Raw genomic sequence first — 18,404 nt, 5'->3', positions numbered from 1 at the left:
TTGTGGTTGTTTTATCAAATATGTCTTGACAAAGGTAACATTGCAGAGCTAAAAACACCTTTTCAACAATCTGAATATTAGGTAATTAAAATGTTTTTACTACTTTATACTACAAAGTAAACCATTTTTTTCAAATTAAAGAAATTTTTCGGTAATTAAATTCAATAATTTATCAAATTTTCCGTGATGCCGATATAAGCAAACAACCAGGCAGCTCTCTTGAAAATCAGTCTAAACAGACAATCACACAACCATTTAATAAATGCTTAACTAATCTTTCATACTCCTCCTGAGTCCTGCATAAACCACTCTGTTATTAAATGCTTAAGTCTGCTAACAAAGCCAAAATAAATTAAAAAATAATTATTTGAGTCTGCTCCAAAAAATCGGGAATATCAAAAATGGTTTTTTATAATGTATTGAATATTAATATCTGTTTTATCCGATTGTAATGAAAGAGACTTTCAGGAGGGGACTCATGCTGATAATCGGTATGTAAAACCGCTTAAACCGACCTTTTCACATAGTGCGTATGCAACAGATGATGCGATCTATCACTCATGGGGCACATGAGAAAATCCTCATAAATCCTTACAATTTCGGGGTTTTCATGAGATTTACGTATCGTTTTGTGTTCATCTTCAAAATAGATTGATTCAGCACGCTTTTCCCGTATTTCGGCATTGGTCGGTATAGGCTGGCCTCCTCCGCCCAGGCAGCCTCCCGGGCAGGTCATTACCTCGATAAATGCGTAAGGTGATGTGCCATTTTTTATCTGATCGAGCAACAAAGCAGCATTTTTCAGCGTGTTGCCAACAGCAACTTTCAAAGTTGTTCCGTTCATATCTATATCGGCTTCTCTTATCCCCTGTAATCCCCGGACCGACTTGAAATCTAAACTCTTCAGGTTTCTCCCGGTATAAAGCTCATAAGCAGTCCTTAACGCTGCTTCCATAACACCACCCGTGGATCCGAACAACACTGCCGCACCTGTCGATTCGCCCAGTGGGCTGTCGAACTCTTCATCCGGAAGCTGCGTGAATTCAATACCCGATTCACGAAACATACGAGCCAGTTCCCTTGTGGTTAGAGAATAATCTACATCAAAGAATCGTTCCTCCTCCGTAAGGCTCATTCTCTCTTTCCAGTATTGGAATGCACCATCCATTTCGGGCCTTCGGGCCTCATATTTCTTGGCGGTGCAGGGCATAACAGAAACTACAACTATATCTCTCGGGTCGGTACCTGTTTTTTCGGCGTAATAGGTTTTGGCTACCGCACCAAACATCTGTTGTGGAGATTTACATGTAGACAAATGTTCCAGCAGCTGTGGATAAAAATGTTCAATAAACTTTATCCATCCCGGTGAACAGGATGTTATCATTGGCAAGACGCCACCGTTTCTTATGCGTTGAAGCAACTCATTACCCTCTTCAACAATGGTAAGGTCTGCCGCAAAATCGGTATCAAAGACCCTCGAAAAACCAAGACGTCTCAACCCGGCAACCATCTGCCCCGTTACCAGGCTTCCATAAGGCATTCCCATGGCCTCCCCGATACCCACGCGTACGGCGGGTGCTGTTTGCACCAGTACCACTTTCCCCGGATCCTGCAATACAGCCCTCACGTCGCTGACATAGCTTTTTTCAGTGATAGCACCCGTAGGACATACTAATGAGCATTGGCCACAGTTTGTACATGCTACCAAGCCTAAGCCCCGGTCAAGAAAAGTTGATATCTTTGTCTTAAGCCCTCGCCCCACAAAATCTATAACCCTCACATTCTGCATGTTGCTGCAGACAGCCACACATCGTCCGCAAAGAATACACTTTTCCGGATCCCGCACCAACGATAAAGATGACTCGTCTTTAGCAAGGTGTTCTTTACGAGTTCGCTCAAATCGCCTTGTGTTGATTCCCAAAGTAAAGGTCAACTGCTGCAGTTCACAGTTTCCGTTTCGGCTGCAAACCAAACAATCCTGCGGATGGTTGGCCAGCAACAGTTCAACGTTCATTTTCCGAGCTTCCATAGCACGCGGGCTATCAGTCAATATCTCCATCCCTTCAGTGACTTTTGTGATACAGGAGCGCAACAAAGACTTCGCCCCTTTCACCTCAACTACGCACACGCCGCAGGAAGCGTTTTGTGATACATCTTTCAGATAACATAACGAAGGCACATGAATACCTACAGAGCTGCATGCCTGCCATATGGTACTACCATCGGCTACCTGAACTACCTGATTATTTATTCTTACTTCCATAGTATGCTTTTTTTCTATTGACATCTTACATCGCATCTGAGGCATCTCTCCACTTCATTACGTGCCTGTTCACCTGTAAACCCGAATGAAATCTCATTAAAATTGTTCACCCGGTCTCTTACAGAGAGCTTTCTGGCAACATTCCCGGTACACGGCCTGGGATTCACAGGCACTTTATCTCCATAGTCGAACTTGCGTGACAGAAGGTGAAATCTATCTTCGTTCATCAACACTCTGTCTATAGCAGCAGCAGCCATCTTTGCCATACCCATTGCTTCGGCGGCAGTAGCTGGGCCGCTGACAGCATCACCGCCAGCGTATATTTTAGGATCGGAAGTTTGAAAACTAAACCGGTTGACGTTTATTCTGCCATCATTGCCCACCTCCAAAGAGTCCGCCAAACTCTCGGAACCAACCCGTTCACCGATTGCAAGTATAACCGAATCGCAGGGTATCTCTTCAAATATACCCGTAGCTACAGACATTCGTCTTCCTGACCGGTCGACACCTCCCGGTTTCATTCTTTCAATACGAAGTGCACACACCTGCCCTGATTGGCCGGTAATAATTTCTATAGGTGAAGAGAGAAAACAATAACCTATCTTTTCCTCTTCCGATTCCAGTATTTCAATGGCATTTGCAGGCATATCGTTCTTTTCCCGACGGTATACAATTGTTACATCTTTACCCAGTCGCAGGAGAGAGCGGGCAGCATCTAAAGCCACGTTTCCCGCACCGATGATCACAATATGCTGCCCGGCTTGTGGAATTTCACCCATTGCCATGCTTTTCAGTATTTCGGTCCCGGCAAATACCCCCTTCGCATTTACCCCCGGAATATTTATTTTAACATCTTTCCACGCTCCTATAGCTATAAAAACAGCGTCGAACTCTTTTTTCAACTCCTCAAGTGAGAGATTCTCTCCCAACCTCCGGTTCATTTTAAACTGAACACCCAGTTTTCTGACCACTTTTATCTCTTTTTGCAGCAGCTCTTTAGGTAAACGGTACTGCGGAATACCGTAGCGCAGTATTCCACCTGCCTCTGGCATGGCATCGTAAATAGTGACTTCATGGCCAAGTCGCACAAGATAAAATGCAGCTGTAAGACCTGCGGGGCCTGCGCCAATAATGGCAATCCTTTTCCTGGTAGATGGCAGTTTCTCTTTGGCCAGATTCCGGTATATCTCCCCCTCTTTACCTAGCTGGTATATGGTATCAGCAAGATAGCGGTGAATCTCGCCCTGTGAAACAGGCTGATCAAGCATCTCACGGCGGCATCGCATCTGACAGTGAAAGTGACATATCCTTCCTAAGGTGCCAGGCAGTGGATTATCTCGCAGTGTAAGTTCAAAAGCATCCTCCCACCTGCCCTCTTTTATAAGTTCTATATATCCAGGAATATTCATATGTAGGGGGCAGCTGTTTTCGCAAAGCGCCATAAACAACGATTCACATGTACCTGCATGGCAACGTTTTTCCCTTATATGCTCCTCATATTCATGCCTGAAGTATTTCAAAGTGGTCATTATGGGATTTGGGGCGGTCTGCCCGAGTGCGCAAAGTGATGAATCCTTTATAACACCACCAAGCAGCTCAAGCATAGCCAAATCCGCTTCAGTGCCATGTCCCGCCGTGATGCGGGTAAGAATGGCGAGAGCCTGAGCCAGCCCCTCCCTGCAGGGTGTACATTTTCCGCACGACTCCCCTGAATTGAATTCAAGGAAATAGCGTGCAACATCAACCATACAGTTGTCCTGATCCATCACAACCATGCCTCCCGAGCCCATTATAGCACCTATGCTGTTCAGCGATTCGTAATCTACGGGCGTAGAAAAATATTCCAGTGGTATGCAGCCTCCTGAAGGGCCTCCTATCTGTACTGCTTTCACTCTTTTGGTGGTGCCTGTCCCTTCTCCGATACTGAATACGAACTGCTCCAGACTGGAGCCTAACGGGAGCTCCACCAATCCGGTATTCTTCACCTTGCCGACCAGCGAAAATACTTTTGTACCTGTACTTTTCTCAGTCCCGATACCTCTGAACCAATCGCTTCCTTTCTCAATTATGACCGGCACATTACACCACGTCTCCACATTGTTTATGTTGGTCGGTTTCCCATACAGACCCTTTTCCGCAGGGTATGGAGGACGGGGCAACGGGCGTCCGGCGTTTCCTTCAATAGATGCAATCAACGCCGTCTCTTCACCGCAAACAAACGCTCCTGCGCCCTCAACGACGTCCATTCTGAAACTAAAGCCTGAATCAAGGATATTTTCACCTATCAGGCCAAGTTTCTCTGCCTGTTCAATAGCTTTTTTTAATCGTTTCACGGCGAGAGGGTATTCAGCTCTGACGTATGCAATGCCTCTATCGGCTCCCATTGCGTATGCACCAATAAGCATTCCTTCTATTAGCATGTGCGGGTCACTTTCAATTTCATTTCGGTTCATATAAGCACCCGGATCGCCTTCATCGGCATTACAGATAATATATTTACCGGCTGATTCCTGCTTTTGCATGATCGACCATTTTAACCCTGTAGGGAATCCGGCGCCCCCCCGTCCGCGAAGCTTCGATTTCACAACCTCGCTTATCACCTCTTCAGGTTCAATACCCGAGAGCACATTGGCAAGGGCGCTATATCCTCCTACTGCAATATAGTCGAGGATCTCCTCAGGGTCGATAAACCCTGCGTGGCGCAGCACCACCTTTACCTGTCCCTTGAAAAACGGGATCTCATCCCAATGAGGCACATCTTCGTATCCTCTTCCGAATTCCACCTTTGAAGTGAGAAAATCCCATAGGTCTATTCTGCACAAAAGCTTATTCCGGCAGATCTTATCACTCTTAATGCTTTCGATGATACGTTTTATATCCTTTTCGTGTACTTTGCAGTAGGCCAGCATCGGTTTACCCGGCTTGTATAGCATTACCAGCGGCTCTTGTGAACAGAAACCGAAACATCCCGTCTGTTTGAGCTTACAATCGACACCTTCACTTTCTATCTGATTGATTAAATGACGATAAACAGTATCGGCTCCGTTGCCTATACCGCAGGTACCCATCCCTATCAGAATCATTGGTTCGAGAGGAAGAATTCTCTCCCTGTTTTGATCTTGCAATATTTTTATTTCATACGGTTTCATATGGCTTGCCTGTATTTGTCAGTTTTTCCCTTTTTACCCTTTTCAGGATTTTCAGCAACTTCTGAGAATTCACATTACTGTAAATAGCCCCATCCACCTCAACAACTGGCGATTGAGCGCACTGTCCAAAGCAAGCTACAGTTTTTACCGTAAACATATTGTCGGGAGTGGTGTATTTAGAGTCAGCACCATCCACATCTCTCCTGAAACCCAAAATGGCTGCTACATCATCCAAAAGTGCTTTCGACCCTTTAGTATGACAAGCTGTACCTCTACAGACAACAACAGAGTGTTTGCCCTGAGGCTTGAGATTGAAGTAGGAGTAAAATGTGGCTACACTATATACCTGCGTATAGGGTATATTCAATTTACTTGATATTTCAGCCAACGTTTCACCTGGAAGAAATTTCAGTTCGTTTTTCTCTTGTATCTCTTCCAGGGCAGAAAGCAACATGCCGGGTTTTCCCCGGTATTTTTCAATGATCTCATCGAGGGCTTTTCCGGAAACAGAAGTATTGGTAAGCGTTTCCATAAGACATATTTTTAAAATGTATAAACAATGAAACAGGCAGCAATATTGAATTGACGCTTTCTGTGTTAATCCATATTGTTTCCTCCAGCAAATGTAATAAACACAATTGAATTAAAGAAATTTTTCTTTAATTATTTTCTGACAATTTCCACGAATCCCAAATAAGATATAACCACCATGAATATCTGCCGTTTCCTGCCAGCCTGAACTATGCTGCGGCGAGCATTTTTTTCGTTAAGTGATACACAGAATAGTAATTCGTTCGTATTATGTTGTCGCGAGAAAGAGTAGGAGATTGTACAAATATCCAAATTTTTAACAGAAACAAATTTGTGCAGATATTTATGTAGTTGCAATAAAAGATGTGTATTAGTGAATAATTTTGTACTTTTGTGAAAAATTTGGGCATTGCTGCACAAACCATTCAATCAGAACATGCAAAATTTAGAACTAAGCGAACAGGAAATCATACGCCGGCAGAGTCTGGATGAATTAAGACAGCTGGGAGTGGAACCTTATCCCGCCGCCTTGTATGATGTGAACGCCTATTCCACAGATATTAAAAATAAGTTCAGAGACGAAGACGTTCGCCGTCAGGTAAGTATCGCGGGGCGTATAATGACCCGCCGCATCATGGGTAAAGCATCTTTCATTGAACTGATGGACTCGAAAGGTCGTATCCAGGTGTATATAACCAGAGACGATATCTGCCCGGGAGAAAACAAGGACCTATACAATACCATATTCAAGAAACTCACCGACATAGGTGATATAGTGGGCATTACAGGATTTGTCTTCCGAACGCAGACTGGTGAGATCTCGGTACATGCTGAAACGTTCACGGTGTTATCGAAGTCTCTGAAGCCACTTCCCATTGTAAAAATGAAAGACGGTGTGGTATATGATAAGTTCTCCGATCCGGAGTTACGCTACCGTCAGAGATATGTTGACCTGCTGGTTAACGACAATGTAAAGGAGATATTCGTGAAACGGACTCTTCTGTTCGATGCTATGCGTGAGTTTTTCAATCAGCGGGGCTATCTGGAGGTTGACACTCCCGTACTGCAAAGCATCCCCGGCGGAGCAGCTGCACGGCCATTCACTACCCATATGAATGCACTCGATATAGATCTCTATCTCAGAATAGCCAATGAGTTGTATCTGAAAAGGCTTATCGTGGGAGGATTTGAGGGGGTGTACGAGTTCTCCAGAAACTTCCGCAACGAGGGCATGGACCGCACTCACAATCCTGAGTTCACCGCCATGGAAATATATGTCGCCTACAAGGACTATAAGTGGATGATGGAGTTTACAGAACAAATGCTGGAGAGTGTCACCCTTAAAGTGCTGGGGACCACCAAGGTGAATGTAGGTGATGCCGAAATTGATTTTAAAGCACCATATAAGCGTGTTACAATGATAGATGCCATCAGGGAGCATACCGGGATTGATATCAGCGGGATGGACGAGAACCAGCTCCGTGATGTATGCAAAAAACTTGGTGTGGAGCAGGATGAAACAATGGGAAAAGGCAAGCTGATCGATGAAATATTTGGCGAGAAAGCCGAAGGGAAGTATATTCAACCTACCTTCATCATCGATTATCCCATAGAGATGTCCCCTCTTTGTAAACGGCACAGGGAAAATCCCGAGTTGACCGAACGGTTTGAGTTGATGGTCAACGGGAAAGAGCTGGCAAATGCCTATACCGAATTGAACGACCCTATTGACCAGCGTGAACGGTTTGAAGAACAACTTCGATTATCTGAAAAGGGTGATGATGAGGCAATGTTCATCGATCAGGATTTTATTCGTGCACTGGAATATGGCATGCCACCTACATCGGGAATGGGTATAGGAATGGACAGGCTCACCATGTTGCTTACCGGACAGACTGCCATCCAGGAAGTGCTTCTATTCCCTATGATGCGTCCTGAAAAGACTGTCAAGAGAGACAGCTCCTCCATATTTACTGATCTCGGCATTCCTGAAGAGTGGGTGGCTGTGGTTCAAAAAGCAGGTTACCTTCAAGCTAAAAGCCTGAAAGAGGTCAATCCCAACAAGCTACACCAGGATTTATGCGGGATGAATAAAAAGTTCAAAATGGGATTAGATAATCCAACACCCGATGAGGTGAAAAGTTGGATAGCAAAAGCATCTGGACTTTAATGCCTGACATACTGAAAAAAAATACATCATGGATTCTATCGGCAAAATCTGCATCTTGGGAGGCGGTACTTGGGGAACAGCACTAGCCAAAATTGTATTGATGAACCAAAAGCAAATGAACTGGTTCATACGCCGTGACGATCAGATTGAAGGATTTTACAAGCTGGGACATAATCCCAATTACCTGACAAATGTAAAGTTCAATCTGGCGCATATTACATTCTACTCCAATTTCGAGAAGGCTATCAAAGATTCTGATACAATCATCATTGCAATCCCATCGCCCTACGTGAAACAATATTTTCGTAGGATATGGAACAGCACCTTCCGGGGTAAGTTTATGGTTTCGGCATTAAAAGGAATTATACCGAACGACAATATGGTGATGAGCGAATTCCTTGCTGATAATTATAAAATTCCATTTGAAAATATAGGAGTTCTTTCTGGCCCCTGTCACGCAGAAGAGGTTGCTCTGGAACGTTTGTCGTTTCTTACTGTAGCAAGCAAGGATGAGACTAAAGCAACACTGCTCTCCGAAGCCATCTCTTCAAGGATACTGAAAGCGCGAATATCTAATGATGTGGTCGGTATTGAGCTGGCTTCCGTACTGAAAAATATCTACGCCATTGCGGCCGGCATCTGCCAGGGACTTCTTTACGGCGATAATTTCCAGGCAGTACTTATGAGTAACTGTGCAAAGGAGATGTCGCGATTTCTCGACGGTGTTGTGCCCATTGAACGGAATATTACCGAGCAGCATTATCTGGGTGACATGCTTGTGACCGGCTACTCTCAATTCAGCCGGAACAGGACACTCGGCACAATGATAGGAAAAGGCTATTCAGTGAAAACGGCTCAGCTGGAGATGGAGATGATAGCAGAAGGCTATTACGGGGCTAAATGTATTTATGAACTGAATGACCGCTTTAAGATTGATATGCCTATTGCCAGGACAGTTTACCAGATCCTGTACGAGAAGCTCCAGCCCCAGGCAGCCATTAAAAAACTGATCGACTATTTCTGATTTTTTATTCAACAGCGTTATTGGTAGGAGTTCATCGGACAATTTCACGGGAGTTAATCGATTTAGTTCACTAACACTATAATCGTAATAACCAGAATTTGACGATACAGTTTACAATATTATTAAACAGATCTGTTATGGATATTATTCAATTAAACATTAAGCATGTGTCCAATTATCTTTCTGAAGAAGATATCCTGAAACATGCAAACCGTGCATCTGCCGCCAATCAGGCTCTTTATGACGGTTCACGGGAAGGAAGCGATTTTCTGGGATGGGTTACTCTCCCCACCTCCATTACTGACGAGGTGTTAAAAGAGATTGAAGATACAGCTGCCGTTCTGCGCAGCCATTGCGAAGCTGTTGTGGTAGTCGGCATAGGAGGGAGCTATTTGGGAGCCCGCGCAGTGATCGATGCTCTATCGTGCTCACTCGACTGGCTTTTGGAAAAAGAGAAGCGCAAAAGCCCGGTTATTCTATACGCGGGTAATAATATAAGTGAAGATTATCTGGCTGAGTTGATGACATGGCTTGATGATAAACAGTTCGGCATTATAAATATTTCCAAATCGGGGACTACCACCGAACCGGCAATCGCCTTCAGGCTTCTTAAGGATCTGCTGGAGAAAAAAGCAGGAAAGGAAGAAGCTAAAAAACGTATTGTTGCAATAACTGATGCGTCCAAAGGTGCACTGCGCACATTAGCCGATACTGAAGGATATAAAACTTTTGTCATTCCCGACAATGTGGGGGGGCGTTACTCTGTGCTGACCCCTGTGGGATTGCTGCCGATAGCCGTTGCAGGGATTAATATACGGGAACTTGTTGATGGTGCCACTGATATTGAGAATGCTACGGGGCCAGCCACCTCTTTCGACTTTAATCTTCCTGCCATTTACGCGGTTATACGTAATGAACTGTACAAACGGGGCAAAAAAATTGAGATCCTGGTGAACTATCATTCTAAACTGCATTTTCTCTCCGAATGGTGGAAACAGCTTTTCGGTGAAAGTGAAGGCAAGGAGAATCTGGGTATTTTCCCAGCTGCCGTGGATTTCACTACCGACCTGCACTCAATGGGACAATGGATTCAGGAAGGTGAACGTACTATATTCGAGACTGTGATTTCTATAAAAAAACCGAATTCAAAAGTGCTGATTCCTCACGACGACATCAACCTCGACGGGCTTAACTACCTGGAAGGAAAAGGGGTGGACGAAGTGAACAAAATGGCAGAACTGGGGACCCGTATTGCTCACGTGGACGGGGATGTTCCAAACTTGCTGATCGAGATACCCGAATTGAACGAAAAGTATATAGGACAACTTATCTACTTCTTTGAGAAAGCATGCGGCATAAGTGGTTATCTACTGGGTATCAACCCATTCAATCAGCCTGGAGTGGAAGCTTACAAAAAGAATATGTTCGCTCTGCTGGAGAAGCCGGGCTATGAAGCTGAAACCAAAGCAATAAAATCGAAACTATAATTCAATAACCCATTTGAAAACCGCCTGGCCGCATTCAAGCGGCCTCGCGGTTTTTTTATTTATTATGATTGAAAAAATTATAAAAGATTATCTTGAAAGCCATCATTACAGCAGGTTCGATATGAAAGCTGTAATCTTCGATATGGATGGAGTGTTATACGATTCCATGCCCGCACACGATAAGTCGTGGCAGCAAACGATGGATGAGCTGAATCTAAGACACGAGCCTAATGAATTTTATCTTCATGAAGGAAGAATTGGGAAATCAACCATCGACATCATTTTTCAAAGGAACCTGCAGCGTGATGCAACAGAGGAGGAAGAGAAGAGAATTTACGCCCGTAAATCGGAACTGTTCCAACAATATAACAGCGGGGCAACCATGACGGGAGCAAAAGAGGTGCTCGAATATGTGAAAGCTGCAGGATTGCTGCCTATTCTGGTTACAGGTTCAGGACAGCCGGCCCTGTTAGGGCGTCTGGATACTCATTTTCCCGGTATCTTCTCTCGTAAGACAATGGTCACGGCATTCGATGTAGTTAACGGGAAACCTCATCCGGAGCCATTTCTCCTGGGACTGAAGAAAGGAGGCAACCTATCACCCAACCAGGCTATAGTCATAGAAAATGCTCCCTTAGGTATAGAAGCAGCCGTGAAAGCGGGGATTTTTACAATCGCTGTAAATACGGGGCCTCTACCCGACTCCGTGCTGACCGACGCAGGCGCTTCACTAGTCTTCGGCTCCATGCAAAAATTGCTTCAGGAGTTCCCGGGAATTCTTAATGCTGTAAATACAATATTTAATCAGGCTTGAGGAATCTATATCGATGAGTGCCTCTATAACAAGAATGTAAAATATTTAGACTAATATCTATCATTTTATTTATCTTTGTTGTAATAATAGATTAACTCAATGGAAGATAAAACAGAGTGACGTGCAATATTTGTCGAAGAAGAGGATAAGGATTAAACAACTTATGAAAAAGTAATTGTACATGCCATTCTAATTTAAATTAGTTAAATTATGAATATAAATGATTTCGGATTTATAAGGGTAGCGGCCGCATCACCAAAACTTAAAGTAGCGGACTGCGGTTACAACACAGCCGAAATAAAATCGGTGATAGAACGTGCCGGAAAGGAAAATGTGCAGATTCTCTGCTTCCCCGAACTCTGTATCACAGCCTACAGTTGTGGCGACCTCTTCTTTCAGACGGTATTGCAGCAGAAAGCACTTGAATCATTAAGCGATTTGACGCTTTTTATGAAAGAGAGGCCGTCGCTAGTCGTCATTGTCGGGCTCCCCATGAGGATAGGGAGCATGCTTTACAATGTTGCTGCGGTATTGTCGCAAGAAGGGGTGATAGGTATTATCCCAAAAACATTTATTCCCGACAAAAATGAATTTTACGAAAAGAGATGGTTTGCCCCGGCAGGAGATTTGCATCTTTCCTCAGTAAAAATTGATTATAAAAATATACCCCTAGCTTCTTCCGGGGTAGTTTTCAGGACTCCTTTCGCTGCTTTCGGGATAGAGATTTGCGAAGATTTATGGATGCCTGCCCCTCCCTCATCAAAATTATCTATGCAGGGGGCCGAGCTGATTTTCAATCTCTCAGCGAGCAACGAGCTGGTAGGTAAAAACAGATACCGGAAGTCGCTTGTACTGCAACAGTCGGCCAGATGTAATGCAGCATATATATATGCCTCAGCCACCTGGGGTGAATCTACCACCGACATGGTTTTTTCAGGCGCCTGCTTCATCACCGAAAACGGCACCATGCTGGCGGAGTCGAAACGGTTTTCTCCGGAGAGTGAACTGATTATCGCTGATATCGACATCGGGGCACTTCGGCACGACCGGATGAAAAACAGCAACTTCGCCATGTCAAACATAGATAGTGTCACCGAGATCGACTGTAATATATCCCCTGTTTTCCCGGGCAGGATGTATCGAGTTTTCAACCCGCATCCTTTTGTTCCCTCGGAAGAGAAGAGATATGAGAGCCTTTCAGAGGTTTTTAATATTCAAACACACGGGCTGGCGAAGCGGTTGCTTCATACGGGGATAAAAAAGGCAACCATCGGCGTTTCGGGTGGACTGGACTCAACACTCGCCTTGCTGGTTACCATCAAAACATTCGATATCCTGGGTCTGCCACGCGAGAATATTGTTGGTATCACTATGCCCGGATTCGGAACTACCGGCCGCACCTATGGCAACGCAATTGAACTGATGAGATCGACAGGTGTAACCGTAAAGGAAATCCCGGTCAAAGATGCGGTTACTCAGCATTTTCGTGATATAGGACAAGATATAGATGATCACGATGTGACATATGAAAACAGCCAGGCACGCGAACGGACACAAATATTGATGGATTATGCGAACAAGATAGGCGGATTGGTTGTAGGAACCGGGAACATGTCGGAGCTTGCACTCGGCTGGGCAACCTATAACGGTGATCACATGTCGATGTATGCTGTAAATGCAAGCGTACCGAAAACGCTCGTATCCACGCTTGTGGAATGGATCGTTGAAACAGGGATGGACGACCGGACAGGAAAAATCCTGCGGGACGTAATTGATACGCCATTCAGTCCCGAGCTGCTGCCGGCTGACAGTGAAGGCAAAATAGCACAGAAAACTGAACAGTTCGTGGGGCCTTATGAGCTGCATGACTTTTTCCTGCATCGCATCCTGCGTTACGGTGATTCACCCAAACGTATACTGTTTATGGCAAATCAGGCTTTTGCCACCAGTTACAGCTCAGAAGAAATATCTAAATGGCTGAAACTGTTCTTCAAGCGCTTTTTTTCCCAGCAGTTCAAACGCTCCTGCATGCCCGACGGCCCTAAAGTGGGCTCGGTGAATCTTTCACCCAGAGGAGACTGGCGCATGCCAAGCGATGCAGAAGCAAATACCTGGCTGGAAGAACTGGAAAACTAATATAATAGTAATGAAAGAGTTAGTAAAGTTATTCGGAGATCATACGGGAAGATACAATCCGGAAATAGAACCTCTCCCATCATCAGGATCTAACAGAAGATACTACCGCTTAAAACAGGGTGACGTTTCTCTAATTGGTGTTGCAGGGCAATCGAAAGAAGAGAACCGTGCGTTTATTGAATTATCGCGTCATTTTCGCAGGCAAAAGTTGAATACTCCCGAAGTACATGCTGTTTCCAATGATGAAATGTTCTACATTCAACAGGACTTGGGCGATGATATTCTGTTCGATGCCATTAAAGGGGGGAGGCTTACGGGTGTTTTCAGTCACGAAGAGAAGGAGCTGCTGCACAAAACAATCGCCATGCTTGCCGATTTTCAGGTCAAAGGAGCTCAGGGACTCGACTTCGATATTTGCTACCCCCTCCCAGAATTTAACCGCAGGTCGGTAATGTGGGATCTGAACTACTTCAAATATAACTTTTTGAAAACAACTGGCATGGATTTTCTGGAGGATCTGCTGGAGAACGATTTTGAAAAGCTTGCCGATACACTTCTCAAAAACGAAACAGATACCTTTATGTATCGTGATTTCCAGTCACGAAACGTGATGCTGGTGAATGGGAATCCATACTTTATCGATTTCCAGGGTGGTCGAAAAGGTCCTGTCTATTATGATGTTGCTTCATTCCTATGGCAGGCAAAAGCCAGTTTCCCGGATGAATTAAGAGATGAGCTTATCCAAACATATATTAAATCTCTGAACAAATACTTCCCGGTGAATGAAGCCGATTTCACGAAACAGCTACGTCAGTTTGTCCTTTTCCGCACATTGCAGGTGCTTGGAGCTTACGGATTCAGAGGATATTTCGAGAAAAAGCCCCATTTTATCCAGAGTGTACCGTTCGCTCTGAATAACCTGCGCGAACTTCTGAAAGAGGGATTTGATGAATATCCATATCTCTGTGGCATGTTGAATGAGATGGTTGACCTGAAACAGTTTGCCGATACTCAAAAACACGAACTGGAAGTGCGCATTTTCAGCTTCGCCTATAAAAAAGGGATACCGAACGATGTGTCGGGCAACGGCGGGGGATATGTGTTCGATTGCCGTGCCATTAACAACCCGGGCAAATACGAACGGTATAATAATGTAACCGGCCTTGATGAGCCTGTAATTAAATTTCTGGAAGAGGATGGTGAGATTGTAGACTTTCTAAACAATATTTACCCTATAGTGGACAGACACGTAAAGCGCTATATCGAACGGAGCTTCACCAGCCTGATGATATCCTTCGGCTGTACAGGCGGGCAACACCGTTCGGTTTACGCAGCGCAGCATATGGCGGAGCATATTGCTAAAACGTGGGGCATAAAAGTTTCACTTGTACATCGTGAACAGAACCTGGAGCAGGAGTTCAGAAAAAGATAAGATGGCGTATGAGAAGTGGGGACATTATCAAGGAATCAATTAACCGTTAAGAGAACTACGAGAGCAATACGATTTATAGGGAGTTGAAATTAACCAGTATTGTTGATATATTAACACCAATCAGAACGATTTTAATATGATTAAATCACAAAATTCAAACATCAAACTTCAAAAATAATGAAAGCAATGATTTTCGCTGCAGGGCTCGGAACACGGCTTAAGCCCCTGACGGACACCATGCCAAAAGCTTTGGTCAGGGTCGGAGGGAAGCCACTGCTTCAGCATGTGATCGAGAAATTAAAAGGTTCCGGTTTCGATGAGATCATCATCAACATTCACCATTTTGCTGATCAAATAATCGATTTTGTGGAATCAAATGATTATTTTGATATCCGCATTGAATTTTCCGATGAACGTGATAGATTGCTCGATACAGGAGGAGGGGTCAAAAAAGCCTCCTGGTTTTTTGATGATCATAAGCCTTTTCTGATTCACAATGTTGACATCCTTTCCAATATAGATTTGCGAAGCCTCTACAAAATACATGAACTGAACAATTCAGAGGCCACCTTAGTGGTCAGCGATCGCCCCACATCACGTTATCTGCTCTTTGACGACAGCTTACAACTGAAAGGGTGGCTCAATAAAACTAACGGGGAGACGAAATCTCATTTTCCAGATATCAACCCGGATAATTACAATAAACTTGCTTTTTCGGGGATTCATATTCTTAATACCTCTATTCTCAGCTATATGCAACATTTTCCGGATAAATTCTCAATCATAGATTTCTACCTGTCGATATGCAGTAAGGTAAGAGTGGCCGGTTACACACCTGTAAACCTTAAGATGATAGACGTGGGCAAGCCGGGCTCCCCGGAAGAGGCTGAAAGCCTATTACTGTAATCCCAATGCTGCAATTAACTGTTTAGCACATCAAACAATGATGCGTCAATCGATTTGGATACCTGAATCAATATTGCAATGTAATTTCCAACACACTGTAAAATAATTGAGCTGTTTCTAACCAACAACCTGAACACTATATTTTATAGAGAATAACATTAAACTACCAATTCGTCGATTGGCTTCAGACCGATTGTCTATAATATCTAATTAAGTTTTGGCTTGTATATTTTAACAATAATCCTTATCAATCATTAAAGCTGCGGCCGTTAAACATTGTTAATTGTTGATTATATAATAAATTTATTTACTTATAATTTGCATATTAAATTATTTGTTATTTTATTTGTATGTATTTATACAATTTTTTGGTTTCATCCAACTCTCAACACCAATTATAATAATATAAATATGACTAATTTTAACAATACTTTTCGTTAATGCGGGGGCAAATTATTCGAAAATCCGCCCTTCTCCGTCTCAACCACCACAGGACAAGACGTCTTTGGATCTTAATAGAAAAAAACGGGGAAGTTACCTCTGGGATCACAAGGATCGCCCCTATGTATGAAACGAAAAAAGTCATTAATGCAACGAAAAACAGCCAGGGAGTAAAAAGTCTTCTAAGGAAGTTTCTCAAAGGCAGAAAAACAGATTTAATCGCTCTTTGCGCGTATCATCGGCAAAAAAATATTTCACAAAAAACGACATCATTTCAAAACTAATTAAACAGTAATAACTTAAAAAAAGAAGCAAATGGAAAGTAAAAAACGATCTCTAAAGGAGAAAAACAGATCCTTGCGATTTCTGTTTTTATCTCTCTACTTTTTCTCAGCTGTCATATCCTATGCACAGGTGACTGTGAAAGGAAAGGTTGTTGATGCGACAGGGGAAACCTTGATTGGCGTGAATGTAGTATTAAAAGATACACGTCAGGGAACCGTTACAGACATGGCCGGAGAGTTCACTATATCTGCACCCTCATCCAACAGCACCCTTGTCTTCTCTTACGTGGGTTTTAGAGAAATAGAGGTCCCGTTGAACGGAAGAAACTATCTTTCCGTCACCATGGAACAAGACATTGAGCTGCTGGACGAAATAATTGTTGTGGGCTACGGAACACAAAAGAGAACAAGCGTAACGGGTGCAGTTTCCACTTTATCCAATACCGAGCTCATAAAGGCTCCGGTTGTGGGGGTTACAAACGTGCTTGGTGCCAGAGTAGCCGGTGTAACCATGCTGCAACAGTCAGGACAACCTGGACAGGACGCAGCATCTCTGCTTGTAAGGGGAGAAGGCGCCACTTACATAGTGGACGGCGTGATAAGAAGCATCAATGAAATTGATCCCAATGAAATTGAGTCTATCTCGATTCTTAAGGATGCCACATCAGCCTCTGTATATGGTTTGAATGCAACCTCCGTAGTTATTGTCACAACCAAACGGGGAAAAGAAGGGAAACTGGGTATAGGATACAACGGTTCATACGGAGTTAGTCAAAATGCCAATCAGATCAAGTGGCTCGACGGGCCGGGATATGCCTACTGGTACAACATGGCTAGGGAAATGGATGGCGATGAGCCTGTATTTACTTCAGCTCAGGTTGAAAAAATGAAGTCCGGTATTGATGGATGGGGTAATACTAACTGGTACGATGAAGTATTCGGCATCGGGTCAACAATGAATCACAATGTAAGTGCAACAGGAGGCACCGAGAAAGTAAGATTCTTCTCAGCTATCAGTGCATTTCAGCAAAAAGGGAATGTGGATGAATTCAATTATACCCGTTATAACCTGAGGGCTAACATTGATGCAAAACTTACAAGCAACATCACAATGGTGATGAATGTTGCCGGACGCCTGGACGAACATAACAGACCCAGCTATTCAGCGAACCCCAATGATTGGCACAACATTCCCCAGCAGGCTGTGCGTGCACTTCCCTATCTGCCAATGAAAATAACAGACGAAGACGGGAAGGAGTACTATACCTCCACGCGTACCGCTTCATCGCCTGTTAGCCCCATTGCAGCAATCTATGAGTCTGGATACAGCAGGCCCAGAAACACAACCATCCAAACCAACTTTTCACTCAATTATGATGCACCTTGGATGGAGGGGCTCAGCATGAAGTTTATGGGAGCATATGACAGGTTTTTTCAGTTTAACAAGACGCTCACCATACCCTTTCAGACACTGATTGGAGCACTACCAAGCACTTCAACCGAGACGATCGGCTACGTGCCGTTTGAGAATAATTCGGGAAACACCACCCTAAGTGAAAGTGCACATAGTTCCACTAATATAGTAACACAATCCAGTTTCACATACGATAAAATGTTTGACAAACACAAAATCAACCTTTTCGGTCTTGCGGAAACCCGCAGTGGCTTCGGCAATACACTGGGAGCTACTGGATACGGCCTTGACTTCCTTGAACTCGATGAGTTGAGCAAAATAACAAATACAACCGGTAAGGGAGAAGAGAAGAT

General features: G+C 43.9%; 11 protein-coding genes. 8 read left to right on the top strand and 3 right to left on the bottom strand.

Annotated features, from left to right (window positions below; translation table 11 throughout):
- Positions 1 to 505: 505 nt before the first annotated feature.
- Genes B3B27_RS11305 through B3B27_RS11295 form a run of 3 tightly spaced genes read right to left on the bottom strand, consistent with a single transcriptional unit; the run spans position 506 to position 5,944 of the window.
- Entirely contained in the window at positions 506 to 2,263 is a 1,758-nt protein-coding gene (locus B3B27_RS11305; RefSeq protein ID WP_238868047.1) for an NADH-dependent [FeFe] hydrogenase, group A6, read from the bottom strand.
- Between the two features lie 14 nt (positions 2,264 to 2,277).
- Positions 2,278 to 5,412 carry an FAD-dependent oxidoreductase gene (locus tag B3B27_RS11300; protein ID WP_286847474.1) on the bottom strand — a complete coding sequence of 1,045 codons (3,135 nt, stop codon included), beginning with the start codon at positions 5,410 to 5,412 and terminating at the stop codon, positions 2,278 to 2,280.
- A complete protein-coding gene (locus B3B27_RS11295) occupies positions 5,399 to 5,944 on the bottom strand; it encodes a complex I 24 kDa subunit family protein (protein ID WP_238868049.1) in 546 nt (181 codons plus the stop codon). The genes B3B27_RS11300 and B3B27_RS11295 overlap by 14 nt, the downstream gene beginning before the upstream one ends.
- Positions 5,945 to 6,379: 435 nt before the next feature.
- On the opposite strand from B3B27_RS11295, the gene lysS reads away from it, so the two are divergent.
- The 8 genes from lysS to B3B27_RS11255 all read left to right on the top strand — a co-directional run.
- Positions 6,380 to 8,113, top strand: a complete 1,734-nt coding sequence (gene lysS, locus B3B27_RS11290; RefSeq protein WP_286833911.1) for a lysine--tRNA ligase — start codon at positions 6,380 to 6,382, stop codon at positions 8,111 to 8,113.
- 28 nt (positions 8,114 to 8,141) lie between these two features.
- Positions 8,142 to 9,137 carry an NAD(P)H-dependent glycerol-3-phosphate dehydrogenase gene (locus B3B27_RS11285; protein WP_238868051.1) on the top strand — a complete coding sequence of 332 codons (996 nt, stop codon included), beginning with the start codon at positions 8,142 to 8,144 and terminating at the stop codon, positions 9,135 to 9,137.
- A gap of 143 nt (positions 9,138 to 9,280) precedes the next feature.
- A complete protein-coding gene (locus tag B3B27_RS11280) occupies positions 9,281 to 10,624 on the top strand; it encodes a glucose-6-phosphate isomerase (RefSeq protein WP_238869526.1) in 1,344 nt (447 codons plus the stop codon).
- Positions 10,625 to 10,688: 64 nt separating this feature from the next.
- Positions 10,689 to 11,438: an HAD family hydrolase gene (locus tag B3B27_RS11275; RefSeq protein ID WP_238868052.1), complete on the top strand. Its 750-nt coding sequence runs from the start codon at positions 10,689 to 10,691 to the stop codon at positions 11,436 to 11,438.
- Between the two features lie 210 nt (positions 11,439 to 11,648).
- Entirely contained in the window at positions 11,649 to 13,574 is a 1,926-nt protein-coding gene (locus B3B27_RS11270) for an NAD(+) synthase (protein ID WP_286847473.1), read from the top strand.
- Positions 13,575 to 13,578: 4 nt separating this feature from the next.
- Positions 13,579 to 15,006, top strand: a complete 1,428-nt coding sequence (locus B3B27_RS11265) for a RapZ C-terminal domain-containing protein (RefSeq protein ID WP_286847505.1) — start codon at positions 13,579 to 13,581, stop codon at positions 15,004 to 15,006.
- A gap of 177 nt (positions 15,007 to 15,183) precedes the next feature.
- Positions 15,184 to 15,912, top strand: coding sequence for a nucleotidyltransferase family protein (locus B3B27_RS11260; RefSeq protein WP_286833915.1), 729 nt, complete (start codon positions 15,184 to 15,186; stop codon positions 15,910 to 15,912).
- A gap of 756 nt (positions 15,913 to 16,668) precedes the next feature.
- On the top strand, positions 16,669 to 18,404 hold a 1,736-nt coding region (locus tag B3B27_RS11255), incomplete at its 3' end, for a SusC/RagA family TonB-linked outer membrane protein (protein ID WP_286847471.1).

Source organism: Proteiniphilum sp. UBA5463, assembly GCF_002427225.1.
In the GTDB taxonomy this organism is placed as follows: Bacteria; Bacteroidota; Bacteroidia; order Bacteroidales; family Dysgonomonadaceae; genus Proteiniphilum; species Proteiniphilum propionicum.
Note: the sequence above shows the minus strand (reverse complement) of the source record. Positions and strands in the feature narration are given on the sequence as shown.

Excerpts from the sequence above, each read along its gene's own strand:
- B3B27_RS11305 (WP_238868047.1), bottom strand. The coding sequence starts at position 2,263 with ATGGAAGTAAGAATAAATAATCAGGTAGTTCAGGTAGCCGATGGTAGT.
- B3B27_RS11300 (WP_286847474.1), bottom strand. The coding sequence starts at position 5,412 with ATGAAACCGTATGAAATAAAAATATTGCAAGATCAAAACAGGGAGAGA.
- B3B27_RS11295 (WP_238868049.1), bottom strand. The coding sequence starts at position 5,944 with ATGGAAACGCTTACCAATACTTCTGTTTCCGGAAAAGCCCTCGATGAG.
- lysS (WP_286833911.1), top strand. The coding sequence starts at position 6,380 with ATGCAAAATTTAGAACTAAGCGAACAGGAAATCATACGCCGGCAGAGT.
- B3B27_RS11285 (WP_238868051.1), top strand. The coding sequence starts at position 8,142 with ATGGATTCTATCGGCAAAATCTGCATCTTGGGAGGCGGTACTTGGGGA.
- B3B27_RS11275 (WP_238868052.1), top strand. The coding sequence starts at position 10,689 with ATGATTGAAAAAATTATAAAAGATTATCTTGAAAGCCATCATTACAGC.
- B3B27_RS11270 (WP_286847473.1), top strand. The coding sequence starts at position 11,649 with ATGAATATAAATGATTTCGGATTTATAAGGGTAGCGGCCGCATCACCA.
- B3B27_RS11260 (WP_286833915.1), top strand. The coding sequence starts at position 15,184 with ATGAAAGCAATGATTTTCGCTGCAGGGCTCGGAACACGGCTTAAGCCC.